Source organism: Chryseobacterium sp. Marseille-Q3244 (assembly GCF_940807095.1).
In the GTDB taxonomy this organism is placed as follows: Bacteria; Bacteroidota; Bacteroidia; order Flavobacteriales; family Weeksellaceae; genus Chryseobacterium.
This window is the reverse complement of the sequence record NZ_CALNWX010000002.1, coordinates 223,761-242,874: the sequence shown is the minus strand read 5'-3', so window position 1 is coordinate 242,874 and position 19,114 is coordinate 223,761. Positions and strand designations below refer to the sequence as shown.

Sequence of the window (19,114 nt, the reverse complement as noted above, 5' to 3'; positions counted from 1 at the left end):
CCTAAAAATAAAAAGAATCTATTCGAAATAAATTCAAATAGATTCTTTAAAGGTATAACTTTTTAAAATTATTTTATTACTTTCATTTCATCAACAAGCCATTTAGCATCTGCTAATTTCTCAACGATGAAAAGTATATATTTTGTATCTACCATGATGTTTCTGCTGAAACGTGGATCAAAGTTAATATCACTCATAGTTCCCTCCCACTGTCTGTCGAAGTTAAGACCTATCAGGTTTCCATTGGCATCAAGAGTTGGACTTCCTGAATTTCCACCTGTGGTATGATTGGTTGCTGTAAATCCTACAGGAACATCACCAGTTTTATCTTTATAGATTCCGAAGTCTTTCTTGTTGTAGAGCTCAATCAATTTCTTAGGAACATCAAATTCATAATCTCCAGGAATATATTTCTCCATTACTCCGGCAAGGTGAGTCTGATACCCGTAAGAAACGGCATCTCTTGGAGCGGAACCTTTAATCTTACCATAAGTTACACGAAGGGTAGAGTTGGCATCCGGGAAGAATTTTCTGTCTTTATCCGTTTCCATCTGCTGAGCCATAAACTTCTTCTGTAAAGCATCAATTTTTGCCTGAATTGAAGAGTATTGTGGATCTGCTGCTTTCATATAGGTCTCTTTCATAGAAACGTAAAGCTGATAGATAGGATCTTTTTTTAATGTTTTAATCAACTTATCCTGATTAGAGAATGCCTTATCGATGTCTGTAGTCAGTGTTGCTCCATTTACAGCTGTTCTTCCTGTAATAATAGAGTTTTTTGACATATCTTCAACTAAAGGAATGTTTGCATTTTCATCCTTATACTTGTTGAATCCTGCCGGTAAAAATTGTGGAGCTGTTTTATTGGTATATAAAGCCAATAGTTTTGCTGTTACTTTAGCATCAAGTTCTGCGCTATAGTCTTTATAGAAAGAAGTTAATTTTGTTTTTAGCTTCGTAAGCTCCTTCTCATCCATTCTGCCAGCTTCTACAGTACTTACAAAGTCATAATAATCTCCTGCCAGCTTCAAAGTCTCAGCATTTCTTACCACTTCTGTGTAATAAGCATTGTTTAACGCATAAGGAGCCTGTTCATTGTAAAGTTTGTTCAGTTGATCTAAAGTTGTCTTAACTTCTGGATTTTTAGAAACTAAAGAGCCTTCATACATTACTTTTTTCTCAACTGCATTGGATTTTTTCAATCCTTCTACTTCACCGATCCATTTTTTCCAGTAATTGGCTACAGATGCATATTTGGAAGCATACTTAATACGTGTTTCGTTATCTACACGCATTTTTTCGTCCAGTGTTTTTAAGGCTACATCACGTACAGCAATTCTTGCAGGATCAATTTCATTCATGATTTTTTCTACTGCTACTGCCGGGAGATATTCTGTGGTTCTTCCAGGGAATCCGAATACAAATGTGAAATCGTTTTCGTTCTTATCCTTGATGGAAACCGGTAAATAATGTTTCGGAACGTAAGGAACGTTGTCTTTTGAATATTCTGCAGGCTTGTTGTCTTTGTCTGCATAGATTCTGAACATTGAGAAATCTCCGGTGTGTCTAGGCCAAACCCAGTTATCTGTATCACTTCCGAATTTCCCGATGCTTTGAGGCGGTGCCCCAACAAGACGGATATCTTTATAGGTTTCGATTGTATAAGCATAGTACTTGTTTCCATAGTACATTGGCTTTACCATAATCGATTGGTATGATTCAATTTTCTGAGAGTTTTTATAAACTTCAATATTGTTGTTGATTTTTTTCGTAAGCTCAGGCTCTGTAAGATGATCTGTTCCTTCCAAAATCTGGAAGCTAACATCTTTTATATCTACAATAAAATCTACTTTTACTCCCGGGTTAGGAAGCTCGCCATTCATATTTTTAGCCCAGAAACCATTTGAAAGAAGGTCATTCTGAACCGTAGAATGTGCCTGAATCTGACCAAATCCACAGTGGTGGTTAGTCAGTAACAATCCCTTCGGAGAGATAATCTCCGCGGTACATCCGCCGTTAAACTGTACTACAGCATCCTTTATGCTAGGTTTCTGAGGATTGAAAATATCTTTTGCAGAGATTTTCATTCCTAAATCCTTCATTTCCTTTTCATTCAGTTCTGTAGGAATCCACATTCCACCATATTGTTGTGCAAATGCCATTGCAGCCGGCAAAAGAAATACGGATAAAAGTATCTTTTTTGTCATAATCAAAATTTTGCCCGAATTTACGAAGAAAAATAAGAATAGGACCCATAAAACAGGGGTAAAAATGTCAACAGTCAGTTTTACTCCCACATGTGAATAGTAAATTACATCTCATTTTTAAAAAATTGATAGGCTAAAAGTGAATACTTAACTTTTGTTACACGTAAAAATTGACAAGCGAAGCGAATTGACCATTCATTATTAACCTTCTCCTTCTCTCTCACCCCTTCAAATTCTAATACTCTGATACTCTACAACTCCCCTCTTGGCTTAGTTTTTGTTTATAGCTAGTCGGTTTAAAAAACATACTTAAATTGATTATTACGATGAAAAACAAAACACTTATCCTTGGAATGGGAGCTGCTTTATTCCTTGCTTCTTGTTCTAAAAAAGAAACGGTAGATACCAAAACTTCGGCTACAGATTCTGCAGCGACTGCCCAACCCACTGCTACAGACAGTACAGCTCATCCTGTAACAAGTGCACAGGGAGACACTTCTGAAAATGCTTTGGATTGGAACGGTACTTACGAAGCAGTAGTTCCGTGTGCTGACTGCCCGGGAATCAAGACTTCATTAACGCTAAACAATGATAAGACTTTCAGCATCACTGAAGAGTATCTTGAGAGAAAATCAAAGAATGAAGATAAAGGGTCTTTCACATGGGATGCTACAGGAAGTATTATCACTTTAAAAGGTAAAACGGCAAACTATAAATATAAAGTCGGTGAGAATATGCTTATCCAACTGGATATGGAAGGAAAAGAAATCGATGGACCTAACAAGGATCTGTATGTATTCAAGAAAAAATAAAAATAAAGGCTTCGGCCTTTATTTTTTTGCTTTATTCTAAAACTGATAGGCTATGATCTTTGAATCATCAACCAAGTCTATTATCAATCCCTCATGATGAGTACTCTTACCTGTCAGTCTCCAGGTCGCAGTGATATTCCCTTGTGTATATTGTTGTTTGATTAATAAATACTTTAAATGGTGTTTTCTAAAAAGTTCTTCACAATGTTTTAAGTCTGCTGAATTTGTTACACCTATTCTATATTCCCTGATCTTGTTGTAATTATCTATAAAACTTTGCAGATAGGTTAATGCACTCAGAATAATAAGTACCAAAGCTGTTCCCAAAAGGGAAAAGTAAACATATCCTGAACCTACTGCCATTCCTATGGAAGCTGTTGCCCAAATGGTAGTGGCCGTTGTAATTCCTTCAATTTTATTTTCTCCTTTAAATATAACTCCTGCTCCCAGAAAACCAATCCCAGTGATGATATTGGCTGCCAAACGATCCGGATTGGCAACACCTATTTTAATGGATAGAATGGTAAACAAACAGGCACCAAAGCAAACCAGAATAAAGGTACGGAGCCCTGCTGATTTGTTACGGTACTCCCGTTCAGCCCCAATCAGTAATCCTAAAATCACTGAAATAAAGATTAATAATAACTCATTCTTAACGACATAATGGTCCTGTAGAAATTCCATTTTTAAAATTTAACAACAGAATAAATGTACAATAAAAAATAGTACAGAACTATTTTTGATGCCCAGACTTTATGGAGTATTACTTAAAAATCGGAATGTAACGGAAAACTTTTGTAATATTACACTTCGAATTGGAAAAATAAGTCTTGCTCTTAATTTTTCAACCTAAAAAATGAGTTTGACATGTTGATAAAGTTCAATACCATGGAAAACTCATTCTAAATGATTATATTAAATAATACAACAAACAATACATTATGGACAAAGAAATTTCTCACTTCTGGCTGGGGTATTTTAAAAATGAAGAAGAATTTTATGCTTTTGTAGAAGAGGATGAAAATTATTATCTGGAAGAGGAAAATGATGATCAGTATGTTTCAAAATTTGCAGAGTCTCAGAACATCAAGTGGTTTGATGATGACTTTATAGAATATGGTTTTGAAGATGAAAGATTAGGATTGGTTGAAAAGTTCTCGGAATATTCTTTTGCAGACCAATGGCTTCCCATTCTAGAGCAAAAACTTAATGAACTAAGCCTGGATACTCCGGTAAATGCTATTATTTTTGCCAGCAGATTTATTATTCCTAATCCTGTTTCTGTGGATGGTGAAGAAAACAAATTGTATTATATTGGCGAGATTGAATTTGACGTTTAAATACGATAAGAACTAGAATACCTGGCTGTATTTCCTTTACAGCCTTGGTTTTCATTTAAGATGCTTTCAGAGATGGAATTCTTAGTTTTTCAGAAATCAAAAACACAAATTTTAAAAATATTAACTGCACTGAATATCTTATAGCCAACAGATAATCTGGCTCTAATAAGATTAATAAAACACAATTCTTCGCAATTGTAAAATCATTTTTCTTTAATTATTTTAGAATACGGGTTTCCGTAAAGGAGTTATTAAAATACATGATAGATTTGAACATATAAAATGACATCATGAAACGTATTTTTAATTTATTCTTCTTATTGATAATATGTGTAACCGCAGTATCATGTTCCACTAATTACTACACTGTTTTATTGTCTGAAGATGCTACAATTTATAGATCTTCGGATTCCACTAATATTCTAACTATAGTACCAAAAAACACTGAGGTATTCTTATCAACTCAACTCAATAAAAAGAATTATAAAAAAATAAAATGGAACAATTACTCCGGATGGGCATATAATCCGGTTTATACTTCATACAGCAGTTATACTTCAGTAAAAGCTCCAACGACCCCGTCGACATACAATTATAGTTCTAGTAGAACAAGTTCATCAGATGGTAGTGTAAGTGTGAAAGGATATCATAGAAAAGACGGAACATATGTCAGACCACATACCCGAAGCGCACCGTCAAGAAGGAGATAAGCATAAAAAAACTTCTGCTTATAAGCAGAAGTTTTTTATATATTTAAGTAAGTTTAGATTATTAATGTGCTTCCAGCCAGTTATTCCCAACTCCAATTTCCACCAATAACGGAACCTGTGTTTTCAAGGCATTTTCCATTTCAGTTTTAATTAGTTTTGAAGCGGCTTCAATTTCGTCTGCCGGAGCTTCGAATACCAATTCGTCATGTACCTGAAGCAGCATTTTAGTCTTCATTTGTTGTTCTTCCAATTCTCTATCTATTTTAATCATTGCCAACTTTACAACATCGGCTGCACTTCCTTGTACCGGAGCGTTCACAGCATTTCTTTCTGCATGCCCTCTTACTACAAAATTGTTGGAATTAATATCTTTTAAGTGGCGCTTTCTTCCCAGAATAGTTTCAACATATCCCATCTGACGGGCCTTGTTTACCTGCTCTGCCATGTATTCCTTCAGTTTTGGATAGGTTTCGAAATAGGCTTCGATCATCTGTTTGGCTTCAGTACGGGATAATCCGGTTTGTTCTGCTAATGCAAAAGCTCCCTGTCCGTAAATAATTCCAAAGTTTACTGTCTTGGCCTGGCTTCTTTGCGTTTTTGAAACTTCTTCCAAAGGAATTTTAAAGAGTTTTGCAGCAGTAGACGCGTGAATATCTTCTCCATCCTGGAATGCTTTAATCATATTGTCTTCTCCTGAAATTTCAGCAATAAGACGAAGTTCGATCTGTGAGTAATCGGCAGAAATAATCTTCTTTCCTTCTCCAGAAACAAAGGCTCCACGGATCTGCTGTCCTCTCAATGTTCTGATCGGAATATTCTGCAGGTTCGGATTCACACTTGCCAAACGACCTGTTGCAGCTGTAGTCTGAGAAAAATTGGTATGCACTCTATTATCCAATTTATCAATCTGCGACGGCAATGCATCTACATAGGTTGATTTTAATTTCTGATAGGTTCTGTATTCCAGAATATGTTTGATGATTTCATGCTTTGAAGCCAGTTTCTGAAGTACATCTTCCGAAGTAGCATATTGTCCTGTTTTCGTTTTTTTGGCTTTTGGATCAAGCTGCATTTTTTCAAACAAAATTTCTCCCAGCTGCTTTGGAGAATTCATATTGAATTCTTCTTCTGAGAGTTCAAAAATTGTTTTTTCTAAATTTCTCAGGTCATTTTCAAGATCAATACTTTCCTGTGCCAACCATTTTTCATCTAAAGAAATCCCTGCCAGCTCCATCTTCGCCAATACTTCCATCAGAGGCATTTCAATATTGAAGAAAAGATCTTCCAGGTTTTCTTTTTTTAGTTGTGGAGCAAACAACTCATACAATTGGAAGGTTACATCTGCATCTTCCGCAGCATAATCTGTTTGTGTTCTAAGGTCTGCATCTCTGAAGGTTCCTTGTTTTTTTCCCTTTTTTCCAATGATTGTTTCAATGGAAATAGGTTTATAATTCAAAAATACTTCAGAAAGATAGTCCATGCCATGTCTTCCATCAGGATTTAACAGGTAATGGGCAATCATGGTATCAAACATCGCTCCTTTAACGGTGATGTCGTACTGTTTTAATATTTTATAATCGAATTTTAAATTGTGAGCGATTTTCAGTAAATCTTCTTTCTCAAAAAACGGTCTGAAGATTTCAAGGGTTTGTAATACTTCTTCTCTACTTTCAGATAAAGGAATGTAATATGCTAATCCTTTTTTGTAAGAAAAACTCATTCCTACCAGTTCTGCTTCCAGCTCATTCAATGAAGTGGTTTCTGTGTCAAAACATACCGCTCTTTGTTTCAAAAGATTGTCTACCAGTTTTTTCTGAGCTTTTGGATTATCAACAAACTGATAAAGGTGATCGTTATGTTCAATAGAAGATTTTGTAGAAGTTGCCTGATCCAATTCTTCGAAATTGGCAAAAAGATCAAGCTGCATTGCCTGTCCTTTTATTTCTGTTCCCGTGGGAGTCTGTTTCACTTCCACTTCACTTACAACAACGGTTTCTGTTACTGCCGGAGCAAAGGCTCTGTAAAGATTTTCATACAGTCTTCGGAATTCTATCTCTTCGAAAACTTCCTTTACTTTTTCAAAATCAGGCGTTTCCAGATCGTATTGTTCCTGATGGAATTCTATCGGGGCATCACATATAATAGTTGCCAGTTTTTTAGACAAAATGCCACGTTCTGCAGAGGCTTCTACTTTTTCCTTCAGCTTTCCTTTTAGCTTATCTGTATTTGCCAATAGGTTTTCAATGCTTCCAAATTCTTTAAGGAATTTCATAGCAGTTTTCTCTCCTACGCCTTCCAATCCAGGGATGTTATCCACTGCATCTCCCATCATGGCCAGATAATCGATGACCTGTTTTGGGTCTTCAATCTCATATTTGGCTTTCACTTCTTCCACGCCAAGAATTTCGATATCCCCTCCTTTTAATCCCGGCTTATAAATTTTGATTTTATCTGTAACCAACTGAGCAAAGTCTTTATCAGGAGTTACCATGAAAGTGGTATACCCTTCTTTTTCGGCTTTGCATGCAATGGTACCTATCACATCATCTGCTTCATACCCTTCTACTCCAAGAATTGGAATGTGCATTCCTTCCAGAATCCTGTGAATATATGGAACGGCAATTTTGATGGCTTCAGGAGTTTCACTTCTGTTCGCTTTATAGTCAGCAAAATCATCAGTTCTTACGCTTGCTCTTCCTACATCAAAAACAACTGCTAAATGAGTAGGTTTTTCTCTTCTGATCAATTCGATCAAGGAGTTGGTAAAGCCAAAGATGGCAGAAGTATCCAAACCGGTGCTTGTTAATCTCGGATTCCTGATCAATGCGTAATATCCTCTGAAAATCATCGCATAAGCATCGATGAGAAACAGCCTTTTATCTTGTGTTGCGTCCATATTATCTATAATGAACAAATATAAGAAAATAGGAAGATAAGTTGCTAGTTTTGGAATGGATTCGGGATGCGTGGTTCGTGATTTGAGATAGAAGACTGAATGGTATAAAATGTTGCGGGAGCTTCTAATCTCTAATTAGCAATCGTGGTTTTCGTAGTTCAACTGTTCCATTCTTTTCTCATAGTTTTCCATATCTTTTTTGCCTATGCTTACTTTTTTCAGCTGTACCGGAATTTGTTTTTTACCGTCCGGGCTCATCCAGGTTCCATTCATGGTTTCGCCATCTTTCTTTAGAATCATCAGTCCTGTGAAGCCTTCTTCTACCATCGCAAACTGTTGGTTGATTCCTTCTGTAACATTAAGTTGCAGCCAATTGCTTACTTTTTCGTAACGGTACATGCCATTATAATAAGGATCTCCGCCACAGCCGTTTTCTACAGATTGTAAAAATAAGGTTACCGGCATTTTTCCGTTCACTGTACCTTTGTATAGAGAGGAAGTATTTTGTGCCTGTAAAGTAATGAATGAGATTGTAAAAGTGAGAGTTAACAGAATTTGTCTGAACATTTTTATATAATTTTTAGTCGTGTATGGAGTAAAAAACAGAACAGTATACTCTATAAGCATACTGTTCCATTAGTTTTTTTAAGTTTTGTTGTTCTGGTTTATTTACCAGCAGATGGCCAAAGCCCAGCGTACTGAGAAGTACCGTAGTCAATAGTTTCAGCACTGATTACGAAGCTGATTAGCATACTGTTGCTGTCAATAGCATCAAAGTCTACTTCGTGTTGGATAACATATCCGTTTTCCCACTTCAGGTTAATTAATGTTCCTTCTTCGTGAGATTTATTAAAGATAATCTCTCCTACCGTTGGCTTATATTTTCCGTTCAATAAGCTTTCAAGGATGTCTGATTTTTCAGTAGCTTCTACTGTAACTTTGATAAGTGCGTTAGAAGGATCTGATGCTACACGTCCTGATACATCAGTTGATCTTGATACGCTGTAGTTCATTTTTAATAATTTCTGACCTTCTCCGTTGTTGAATTTTAAGATTCCTCTTGAATTTCTTTCTGCCATGATTGTAAATTTTAATCGTTAGTAATATTTATGTTATTCGATAATTGTATGACAAAGATAGAGTCCTCAAAATTGAAAAAAAAGCTTTTGGAAGGAAATCTGAAAAATTGTAGTAGTTCTACGATTTTATGTCGTAATTCTACGACAATGGAGTTAAAATACCACACAAACTATTAATAATAAATATTTTAACTATAATCACAAAAAAACATAAATATATTAATTATTACACCATAAAGAGAAATACTATGTTACAAAACATACTTTATGACGGCTAAGAAACCATTCAAACCTCATCATTTTTAAAGGATAGAATACTAATATACATTCTGAAACTTATTATTCTTTTTATGGTCAAAATCAACAATAATAGAAATCATATTATCCGTTTCGCTAATAGAGCATCTTTTTAATAATTAATACCCTACTCCCTTCATGAATCAGGAAAAAGCTTTTTGAAATCTTCTTTATCTATAAAATATTGTAGGTAAAGCTTTACATTTTCTTCATAAACTATTTTCAGATAAGCAGGATCCGAGTCTTTATTATTTTGTCGCATAGAGCGAAGTTTAGGATCAGAACTGCGAAAATGCAGAATAGGCAAAGGCTTATCTATTCTGCCATAAGAAGGATCAGTATTTTGTTTTTTATTATAATACATATATATGTCAGGCCAAGTTGTTTTATCCTTATCTTTATCTCCAAATTGCAGAAATTCAGAATTCATTCCTCCACCTTCACTTATTACGTATGTACTCACATACTTATTAAGTTCCTTACAAAAAAAAGTATAAGTATCGGCACGTATATAAGACATATTTCGATTACTAAAATAAGTCATCTTACTAACTATATCCGTACCTAATCTTTCATCATCTTTGGACAAAATCCCTCCAACATGCGGTACAATATCTATCTTTTTTAATTCTGAGTCAGTTATAAATTGTTTAATTTCTTTATTACTAATATCTCTAGGTCTCAAAAAAATATAACTTATTATAAAAAACAATAATGCCGCGCCAAACACTGCTCCTAAAAAATACCCTATTCCTTTCATTATTTATTCTTTGCTATAATATTAACTCCTTTTGATTTCAAATTATCATCAGATAGTTGTCTAAAAAATTTGATTGTATCATCATATAAACTGTTTTCATAAACATCGAAACCAGCATCTACTACTGCTCCAGCCACGCCCCAAGCAAAACCTTTTGCCAGCCCTTTTCCTAATTCTGGATTAAAAGTCTGTCTGGCAGCCGCAAGATACAGAGAGGAATTTAAGCGAAGTGCTGCACTGGGATAAGCTGATCTTACAGAAGCACTTACTACACCAGGATAAGCTTTTATAATATCTACATTATTAAGCGCAGAATTCATCAATGCCGGATTATACCCCAATTCCAAAGCAGTTCCTATACCAGCATCTCTTCCTGCCTGTATCGTTCCGTCATATATTGATGTTCCAGCAGAGTCGCGGGTTGTTTTATAATTATCATTGTTGATACGAGCTTCTATTTCTTCTTTTCTTTTATCCTGTTTACCATTTTCTCCATTTGTATAGTTCCAAACGGTAAGAGGAAAACCAAAGGCAAGGTTTCTTGGATCTCCACCTGAAGATAATACAAACAACCCTCCCTGTATAATTTGAGAATTAAGATGAGCATTATATTCCTCCGTATTGTTAGCTGCAATTTTTTGTGCTGCGGCTCTTGCCAACACGGGATCAACGACTAATGAAAGTGCTCCACCTTTACTACAAATCAGTTTAGAGTTTTGGATAAGGGCTTTATGACCATTTAAGGTAACGGTATCATGTACATTGATCCATTTCGATTTTGTGGTAAAATCACAGTCGTGATTGGCTTCTCTATAACTTGCAAAAGAAGAAACACCTACTGCGGCTATAGCAACTCCTGCTGCTACTAAGAGTAGACCTCCTGTTGCTACTGTAGCAATAGCCAATGCTCCTATGGCTACAACTGCCGCCAGCATTTTCAATCCACCCCAAAATTTACTATTAATATTACAAACAAAAGCCAGTTGTAATTTTAAATCTTTCTCAGTAAGTAAATATACTTTTTTACTGGCCAGGAATACATCTGCTGTATCTCTGTATCTGACAATGGTGTTGTCCATAGGAGATTTCATCTCTGTACAAACCATCATGGTGCCTTCAGGTATAAATGATTGTGCCATTATTCAAATCGCTTTAGGTTAAAATCTATGAGTAGTTGAACATTATTTTTCACTTCTTCTATCACAGTGACATGAGACTCCTGTAAAACATGATCAGTTTTATTCCAGATAAAGGTTTCCCTATAGCTGAAGTTATATTCTGAAAAATTAAACTGTACCATCGGCTTAATTCTTTCATTATACAGATTCACTATCTTTTCCATATTCAAAGAAGGATACTCCATAGCACTCACCCTTCTTATTTTCAGTATTTCATCAGTTTCCTCAAGAACAGTTGATGTAAAATTAAGAATCACCGCTTCTTTATCAAATAAAGTAGAATAATAAGTACGGGAATACTTCTGAAGAAAATCACGATTTCCCTGCAAATGTTTTGTAAAAAACAATTCATAGAACATTTTATTATAATAATCTTCTATAAGTTTTTTCTCAGGTTTCAAAACAGCTTCAACTCCGGCAATAAAATCATCTATATCTTTTCTGTTCTGAGATAACTTCAAAACAGTTTTTCTGCTTTCAAGCCCTGCCTTATAGTGATCCCATTCATCAATTATTGATTTATAGTTGATAATTTTTTTAATTTTTCCTGATTCCGGATCTAATCTAAATACAGAGTTACATTTTATCTTATCTATTTCGGCGATAAGTTCCATGCCAGCTTGTAGCATCTGAGGTGAACTTGTAACATGGCTTTCCTGAAGCAGAACACTTGCCAAAGTATTGTTCTGATCCAACCCTACTTTATACTGAGATTTGTAAGTACTATTATCTACCATTACTTGCTCCAATACCGTCCCAACGATCATTTCCGTCCTGTACATCAAATTTCTTCCGAAATGAATTTCCTCAAGATCTTCAGCAGAACTTTTTTCATCAATGGTTACAATTGGATTTATAATTAAATGCCTGATATGAATCGGGATTTCTTTTCCATAAATCTGTTGAGTCATCACTGCATTTTTATTATGAAACGCCACAAGTTCTTTTACATTTATGTTAAAATGTGCAGCGATTGTTTCTAAGGAATCTCCTCCTTTTATTTTATAGTTTACCAAATTCATTTTTTAATTTATGTCTACTTCTGTATCTCCTTTTATTGTCACAATAGGTGCTTTAAGAGATACACTTTCATTACCTTCCATTCCGATTCCGTTTGCTCCAAGGGCAATAATCTTTCCTTGAATAATAATATTACCATCAGAAGTCATTGTAATAGAACTGCTTCCTGTAACCAATTTTATTTCAGAAAAACTTGTAATATTTACTTTACCGGCGTCATCCATCGTTATTGTAGATTTTCCTTTTCCAACATCAATTGTATTTTTCTTCGCAATATTGGTAGTCTGACTATTTCCAATAAATTCTTCACTATTATTACTTACTTCTGTTTTGATATTACCGGTTCCACTTAAAGTGACATGGTTTCCACTCCTATCTTTAATCTCAATTCCACATCCATCATGAAACTGAATAATATTTCCGCTCTTACTACTTAAGCTCATCACATTATTCCCGGCACCACCTCCGGCACCAATACCACCATGGAACATTCCTCCCATTACAAAAGGGCGGTCCGGGTGCTGGTGAACAAAATTGATAATCACCTGGTCTCCAACTTCAGGAATAGACATAAATCCTCGGTTTTTATTTACTTTATCACTGCTTCCTGCATCCGGAGACATCACACGGATAAATTCTGTAATGTCCGGTCCGTTCTGCCAGTCAAACTGTACCTGAACTCTTCCCTGGTTTTGAGGATCTGTATTGGAAACTACTTTGGCAAACTGAGCTTCCGCTCTCGGTGTTTCAAATTCCGGACGTGGAATATAGCCTGTATCTGCAGCAATAGCTTCAAATTTGCCATCATAATATCCTCTGGCATCTACTTCATGAGTAACTTCGATAATCATCAACTTGGTGAAATATGAGGTTTCGTTGCTTTCTGCTTTGCGCATTTCAATATCGGCAGTACATCCCGGATATAAGAAAGGTACAGTAGTAGTACCCGAGGTGATAAATACCTCAGAAGCCTTACTGCCGGCAGTCCCTTTTTGGGAAGCATCAATATCCATAAAAGAGGAAGCTTTTATAGGTGCAACTCTCAAAGATGGTGTTGTAAAGGTTCTTTCCGAAATTTCGTAAGCACGTCTTGCAATATCTGATGTATGATTGATTTTTGCACTTCCCCCTGTCATCTTTTCATTTTTACTACTGTTGTAACCATAGAAAGAAGGGCTCACATGCTGGGCTTTCATTTTGATTGCAATATCACTTACGCTACTTCCATAGGTAAGTTTGACCGGCTTTTCTTGAGGCGGAAGCTTACCAAAATGTAATACTTCTCCATCATAATAAAACTGTTCACCATAAGCTTCAGCCATTCTTGCCAGATAATTATAATGGGTTTCTTCGTATTGTGAACTGTAAGAAACGTTTCCATGTTGAGCATCAACTCTGAAATCGAATTTATTCTGTCCCAGTCCTTCACTGATTACATGATAGGCTATGCTGTTCAAACTAATGGGCTGGCTTCCGCCAAAACTCTGAATATGAGGTGCCGCATCCAAAAGTACAGTAGGACTGTAGCCTTTAAGGACAATATTCCCAAGGCTTCCTTTTTCCTGACTGAACCCAACTTCTGTAACTACACCCACGAAATTACGTTCCGCTCCTTGTATAATATCTTTATATTTGAAAACCACTGTTATCCTTTTTCCCAGGAAATTTTGTGCTTCTTGAAGGTTATGATTTTCTGCACTCCCCAATGTATCATGGGCCAGCGTCAGGCTAAATTCATGATGCTTGGCAGCACTCTGCACCAATTTAAAATGTTTAAAATGCTTAATAATCTGCCCTTCGATAACAACATCTAGCTTCACCACGCGGTTAATTCCGGCGATAATACTTTGAGGAATAGCTTCAGCATTATGTATCTTTGAGGTAGGCTGTTTCGCCCACACTTTATTTTCAACAATGGAAGGATTGTTCGGGACAAAAGTTTGGTTCATGAACATATCTGCCCCTTGTACAGCGCTTACACTCTGCTGTCCTGCTTTCACAGCTTTCTTCACTTTACTGCCCGTTTTATTCATCTTTTCTTCTGCTTTTTGGGCAACATTTTCCTTTACATTTTTCAGCTGCTCTTTACTGCCTTTGATATCATTCTTTGGGCTATCTACTTTAATTGTCTTGTCATCCTGAAACATAGTGTTTTGTGTTTAAGTTAAAATTAAATAAACTGCTGATTATACAGCAACAGAATCAAAAATATAAGGTTAGATCTACATCATTTGTTTTTTTTAAAAAAACTGATTTCTGAAATCCGTGAGTCCTTATGAAAAAACAGGACAGCATACTCTTCCGAGCGCACTGTCCTGTACCAATTTTATTTTTACTAAGATGATGAATAGGCTTATTTACCTGCCGAAGGCCACAGTCCAGCGTATTGAGAAGTACCGTAGTCGATAGTTTCAGCACTGATTACGAAGCTAATCAACATACTGTTGCTGTCGATAGCATCAAAATCTACTTCGTGCTGGATAACGTATCCGTTCTCCCATTTTAAAGTAATTAGAGTTCCTTCTTCGTGAGACTTGTTGAAAACGATTTCTCCCACAGTTGGCTTATATTTTCCGTTCAATAAGCTTTCAAGGATGTCTGATTTTTCAGTAGCTTCTACTGTAACTTTGATAAGTGCGTTAGAAGGGTCTGATGCTACACGTCCTGAAACGTCCGTAGATCTTGCTACGCTGTAGTTCAGCTTTAATAATTTCTGACCTTCTCCGTTGTTGAATTTTAAGATTCCTCTCGAATTTCTTTCTGCCATGATTTGTAAATTTTAATCGTTAATAATATTTTGTGATTCGGTGATTGTATAGCAAATATAGAGGCTCTTTTTTCGGAAAAAAAACTTTTAACTATAAATCTGAAAAATTGTAGTAATTCTACGACTTTTTGTAGTAATTCTACGATATTAGATTTAATAACTCTACTTTAACCATTGTAAACAAAGGATTTTAAAAACTTATAAAACACTGATAAAAAGGACTATTTCCCACATCTAAGAGAGATATTAATACTATTTAAGATAAAATTAACACATATTAACTTATGCTTAAAACCATAATATGAAAAGATCAAATGCTCCAATTTTTGACTGAAAAATTTAAAAACCCAGCTTTTTTTATAAAGTAATTCATTCTCTTCAATGCATATGTTGATTTTCTTATTATTTTTCTCAAAATAAATAAGGATGAAATGCATCAAAAAAAATAACCAAACCTATTACGGTTTGGTTATTATTTATATTATTGGTGGTTTTAAGGTTGTACCCCTGCACCTGCACTTTCTTTTATTGATCTGGTTAGTATTTTATTTTTTCTGAGAAGAAAATCCGGCATCAGATCAGTGGGAAGATAAAAAGAGCTTTCCCCTTTTTTCTGCAGCTCTTCTGTGATCCCAGGATTCCACGCAAGAATTTTATCTACTTCCACATCCAGCTCATCAGCGATTACACTCAGATTAAATCCGGCATTGATCTCTGTTTCGGAAAGGGCTGCATCTGTTACTTTTCTATTTCCATCTTCAAAAAACACCTTATTGATCCTTGCAGAATTATAATTGCTTAACACGCTCTGAAGCTCTCCTGTTGCATAGCAGGCATTTAGATATTTTTTCACGTGATTAATAGTTTCTGCTGGAAGATATCGATAGAATTCGTGATATTGGCTGGAGCCTGCAGCCTGCATTGCCTTGGCAACATTTCCTTCACCACAGTTGTAAGCAGCGACCACTGTTACCCAGTTATTATATTTCTTATATAAATTAGCCAGGGAAATAACCGCTGTTTTTGTGCTTTTATACACATCTGTTCGTTGATGTTCTGCAAGACCATACTGGTTGGCATGTGCTGTCATCAGCTGCCATACTCCTACGGCTCCCGCTCCGGAGGTAATATTTTTGTCAAAATGAGATTCAATAAGGGCTAAGTTTCTTAAATGCTTTGGAAGTCCCTTCTGCAGAAGTAACTGTTCAATAAATTCAACAAGGTCTTTGTTTGAATTAATGATTCCCTGATATTTTCTTACGCTGCTTTCTGAGGTATCTGATGCCGCCAGAAACTGGCCGTTTACCAAAACGACTGTTCCCAAAAGCATTACTCCTGTAAAGATATTTCTGACAATGGTTTTCATCTTAATGTTATTTATAAAGCAAAAAGGCGAATTCTATCAATTGCCTTTTTGCTATTTACTTTCTTAATTAATCTACTTTCCAGCTTGTTTTTTCTTCTTCCTTATTCCAGTCTACATGAATCGTTTGTCCGGATTTCACTTCTTCTCTTACAATCATTTTAGAAATAGGCCTCGCCAGTTGTGCTCGGATCACTCCGGAAATCTGTCTGGCTCCATATTTACTGCTGAATCCGCCAAGCGCAAGGTTTTTTACAGCCTCATCAGTAATCTTTAAGGTAATTCCCAGTCTTGTTAATGAGGTATGAAGCGACTTCAACTGAATATTAAAGATTCTTTCTGCGATGGATTCAGTAATAGGGGCAAAAGGAATAATTTCTGTAATTCTGGCTAAGAATTCCGGTCTGAATCTTCCTGAATTCGACATAATCTGCATCAGTGAAGATGATTCAGGAACTTTTCCTTCTTCAAACTGTTTTACGATTTCTTCACTTCCTATATTAGAAGTGAATAAGATCAAAGCATTACTGAAATCTCCTTCTTTTCCAAGTTTATCATGTACTTTTCCTTCGTCCATGATTTGAAGGAACACATCGAATACAGAATGGTGAGCTTTTTCAATTTCGTCAAATAAAACTACCGTATAAGGCTGTTGTCTGATTTTGTTGACTAGCATCCCTCCTTCTTCATATCCTACATATCCCGGAGGCGCTCCATATAGTAACGCTGCGGAATGCTCTTCTTTAAATTCCGACATATCAAAACGAACCATAGCCTTCTCATCGTTGAACAATAGTTCTGCCATTGATTTGGCTAGCTCTGTTTTCCCGGTTCCGGTAGGTCCTAAAAGGAAAAAAGACCCGATAGGCTGCCCTGGTTTGTTTAATCCGCTTCGGTTTTCAACAATAGCATCGGAAAGGATTTTTAATGCATGATCCTGACCTACTACCCTGTTCAATAGAAGGGATTCCATATTCAGGAGTTTTTCTTTTTCCTGAGCCTGAATCTTCCCGATTGGAATATTGGTTTTGGCAGCCATTACAGCAGCAAGTTCCAAACGGTCTACCTTTTCTCTTTTCTTGGCAGCATGCTGTAGAAGTTCTGCATAGGTATCTTCAATGATCTTTTGGATCTGATCTACTGGCATTGAGTTGTCTAAAGCCGGCTGTTCATTCAATGATCCCCATAAAATAGGGCTTATTTTATCTCTTAATAAATTATAAGTCCAGATCAATTCGTCTGCCTTATCTTTATTGTCAAGGTATTCTTCTTTTAAAATGGCATCATAGCTTTCTTTCCAACTGTCCAGTTCTTTTTCGGAAAGTTCGTCGAGCATTTTAATGGCTGCCATAGTTCTGTCTAATAAATCGATGGCTGCATCCGGTAATTTTTTTCCTTTTGCATATCTTTTTGCCAGACGTACACATTCCGGCAGGGCTGTTTTTTCCACTTCAATACCGTGGTGTTTTTTATAGCCCTCAAGAAGAACATCAATCATTTTTACACAAGTCTGCTCATCCGGTTCATTCACGGTTAATACCTCGAAACGACGGTTGAAAGCCTGTTCCGGTTCAATAATTTTTCTGTATTCTTCCTGAGTGGTAGCGCCGATAACCGTAATTTCTCCTCTTGCCAATTCTGGCTTCAGTAGATTGGCAACGTTTCCGATGCTTCCTTTTGAATCTAAAAGGGTATGAATCTCATCAATGAAAAGAATAGCTTTTTCTATTTTCTTGCATTCATTGATCACTTTTTTCAGACGGTCTTCAATTTCACCTTTGTAAGAAGTTCCTGCAAGTAATGCTCCTGTATCCAGTTCTAAAAGGGTTCCGTTTTTAAGCATTTCCGGAACGTTTCCTTTTGTAATTTCTATAGCAAATCCTTCTACTAAAGCAGTCTTACCTACTCCCGGTTCTCCGATGATGATTACATTCGGTTTACTTCTTCGGCAAAGAATCTCTACCAACATTCTCAGTTCTTTGTCTCTACCAATAATGTTTTCAAGGCTTCCGTTTCTGGCTTGTGCAGTTCTGTCTACACAATAACTTTTAATGGATGGAAAAGACGAGTCTGTAAAATCTGATCCGTTGGAAAATAATGATGCAAAATCGCCGTTTTCAGAAACTGTAAAAGGAGTATCTTTTCTATATAGGTTGAAGATTTCATGTTCTCTCAGTGGCAATGACTTCAGTTGCTGAAGTGAAAACACTATCTGAGGTTTTACAATGGCAGTAAGGATGCAGATTGGAGTAATCTCATCCAGTCCCAATTTTAAACGGATATCATCAGCCTCTTCTACAAGTGTGTCTACCGCTTCATCTTGTCCTACTTCATCGGGAAGATGACTCGTTTTAGGGTATTCTTCAATACGTACATCTGCCCATTCATAAAAATAGCCAGGATCTTTATCTATGCTTTTTAAAAATTCATTAAGACCAATATCTTTATGCATTAGAGCCTGCAAAATATGCGGACCTCCATAAGTGCCATTATAATTTTCCCTCGCTATCGACTGAGCAATATGAAATAGCTGCTTTACTGTTTCGTTGGTTACTAGTACTCCCATTTATAATTTTTCTTATATTAATATTTGCGTTCTGTTTTACTATTGTTTCCAGATGATTTGATGTTTTCTGAACCTGTACTTTTTATTGCTGATGACTCAAAAATCAAAAGCGGTTCTTT

At 36.0% G+C, this 19,114-nt stretch carries 14 protein-coding genes; 2 read left to right on the top strand and 12 right to left on the bottom strand.

Features of this window, described 5'->3' with window-relative positions; all coding sequences use genetic code 11:
• Window positions 1-68: 68 nt before the first annotated feature.
• Window positions 69-2,207 carry a S46 family peptidase gene (locus tag NBX25_RS04225; protein ID WP_250252943.1) on the bottom strand — a complete coding sequence of 713 codons (2,139 nt, stop codon included), beginning with the start codon at window positions 2,205-2,207 and terminating at the stop codon, window positions 69-71.
• Window positions 2,208-2,533: 326 nt separating this feature from the next.
• Between NBX25_RS04225 and NBX25_RS04220 the strand changes: the two genes are divergently transcribed.
• On the top strand, window positions 2,534-3,019 hold the full coding sequence (locus NBX25_RS04220) for a copper resistance protein NlpE (protein WP_250252942.1): 486 nt from the start codon (window positions 2,534-2,536) through the stop codon (window positions 3,017-3,019).
• A gap of 36 nt (window positions 3,020-3,055) precedes the next feature.
• On the opposite strand, the gene NBX25_RS04215 is transcribed toward NBX25_RS04220, so the two are convergent.
• Window positions 3,056-3,703: an MgtC/SapB family protein gene (locus NBX25_RS04215; protein ID WP_250252941.1), complete on the bottom strand. Its 648-nt coding sequence runs from the start codon at window positions 3,701-3,703 to the stop codon at window positions 3,056-3,058.
• 257 nt (window positions 3,704-3,960) lie between these two features.
• On the opposite strand from NBX25_RS04215, the gene NBX25_RS04210 reads away from it, so the two are divergent.
• Entirely contained in the window at window positions 3,961-4,359 is a 399-nt protein-coding gene (locus tag NBX25_RS04210) for an immunity 22 family protein (RefSeq protein ID WP_250252940.1), read from the top strand.
• A 771-nt stretch (window positions 4,360-5,130) separates the two neighbouring features.
• Here NBX25_RS04210 and polA read toward each other — a convergent pair.
• The 10 genes from polA to NBX25_RS04160 all read right to left on the bottom strand — a co-directional run bounded on the left by polA (window position 5,131) and on the right by NBX25_RS04160 (window position 18,995).
• Window positions 5,131-7,965 (bottom strand): DNA polymerase I, encoded by a 2,835-nt coding sequence (polA, locus tag NBX25_RS04205; protein WP_250252939.1) that lies wholly within the window; start codon window positions 7,963-7,965, stop codon window positions 5,131-5,133.
• 135 nt (window positions 7,966-8,100) lie between these two features.
• A complete protein-coding gene (locus tag NBX25_RS04200; RefSeq protein ID WP_250252938.1) occupies window positions 8,101-8,532 on the bottom strand; it encodes a hypothetical protein in 432 nt (143 codons plus the stop codon).
• A 98-nt stretch (window positions 8,533-8,630) separates the two neighbouring features.
• The gene (tssD, locus tag NBX25_RS04195; protein WP_123859320.1) at window positions 8,631-9,044 is read right to left on the bottom strand and encodes a type VI secretion system tube protein TssD; all 414 of its coding nucleotides are present in this window, start codon (window positions 9,042-9,044) and stop codon (window positions 8,631-8,633) included.
• 433 nt (window positions 9,045-9,477) lie between these two features.
• Complete coding sequence (locus NBX25_RS04190; RefSeq protein WP_250252937.1) at window positions 9,478-10,101, bottom strand: DUF8188 family protein; 624 nt, start codon at window positions 10,099-10,101, stop codon at window positions 9,478-9,480.
• Window positions 10,101-11,240 carry a PAAR-like protein gene (locus NBX25_RS04185; RefSeq protein ID WP_123908725.1) on the bottom strand — a complete coding sequence of 380 codons (1,140 nt, stop codon included), beginning with the start codon at window positions 11,238-11,240 and terminating at the stop codon, window positions 10,101-10,103. Before NBX25_RS04185 ends, NBX25_RS04190 begins: the two co-directional genes overlap by 1 nt.
• Complete coding sequence (locus NBX25_RS04180) at window positions 11,240-12,301, bottom strand: LysM peptidoglycan-binding domain-containing protein (RefSeq protein WP_123908727.1); 1,062 nt, start codon at window positions 12,299-12,301, stop codon at window positions 11,240-11,242. The genes NBX25_RS04185 and NBX25_RS04180 overlap by 1 nt, the downstream gene beginning before the upstream one ends.
• Before the next feature lie 3 nt (window positions 12,302-12,304).
• Window positions 12,305-14,446: a type VI secretion system Vgr family protein gene (locus NBX25_RS04175; RefSeq protein WP_123908729.1), complete on the bottom strand. Its 2,142-nt coding sequence runs from the start codon at window positions 14,444-14,446 to the stop codon at window positions 12,305-12,307.
• Between the two features lie 206 nt (window positions 14,447-14,652).
• Entirely contained in the window at window positions 14,653-15,066 is a 414-nt protein-coding gene (gene tssD / locus NBX25_RS04170; RefSeq protein ID WP_123908730.1) for a type VI secretion system tube protein TssD, read from the bottom strand.
• Window positions 15,067-15,559: 493 nt separating this feature from the next.
• Window positions 15,560-16,432, bottom strand: a complete 873-nt coding sequence (locus NBX25_RS04165) for a lytic transglycosylase domain-containing protein (protein ID WP_123859313.1) — start codon at window positions 16,430-16,432, stop codon at window positions 15,560-15,562.
• A gap of 67 nt (window positions 16,433-16,499) precedes the next feature.
• Window positions 16,500-18,995 (bottom strand): ATP-dependent Clp protease ATP-binding subunit, encoded by a 2,496-nt coding sequence (locus NBX25_RS04160; RefSeq protein WP_123908731.1) that lies wholly within the window; start codon window positions 18,993-18,995, stop codon window positions 16,500-16,502.
• Between the last annotated feature and the right edge of the window lie 119 nt (window positions 18,996-19,114).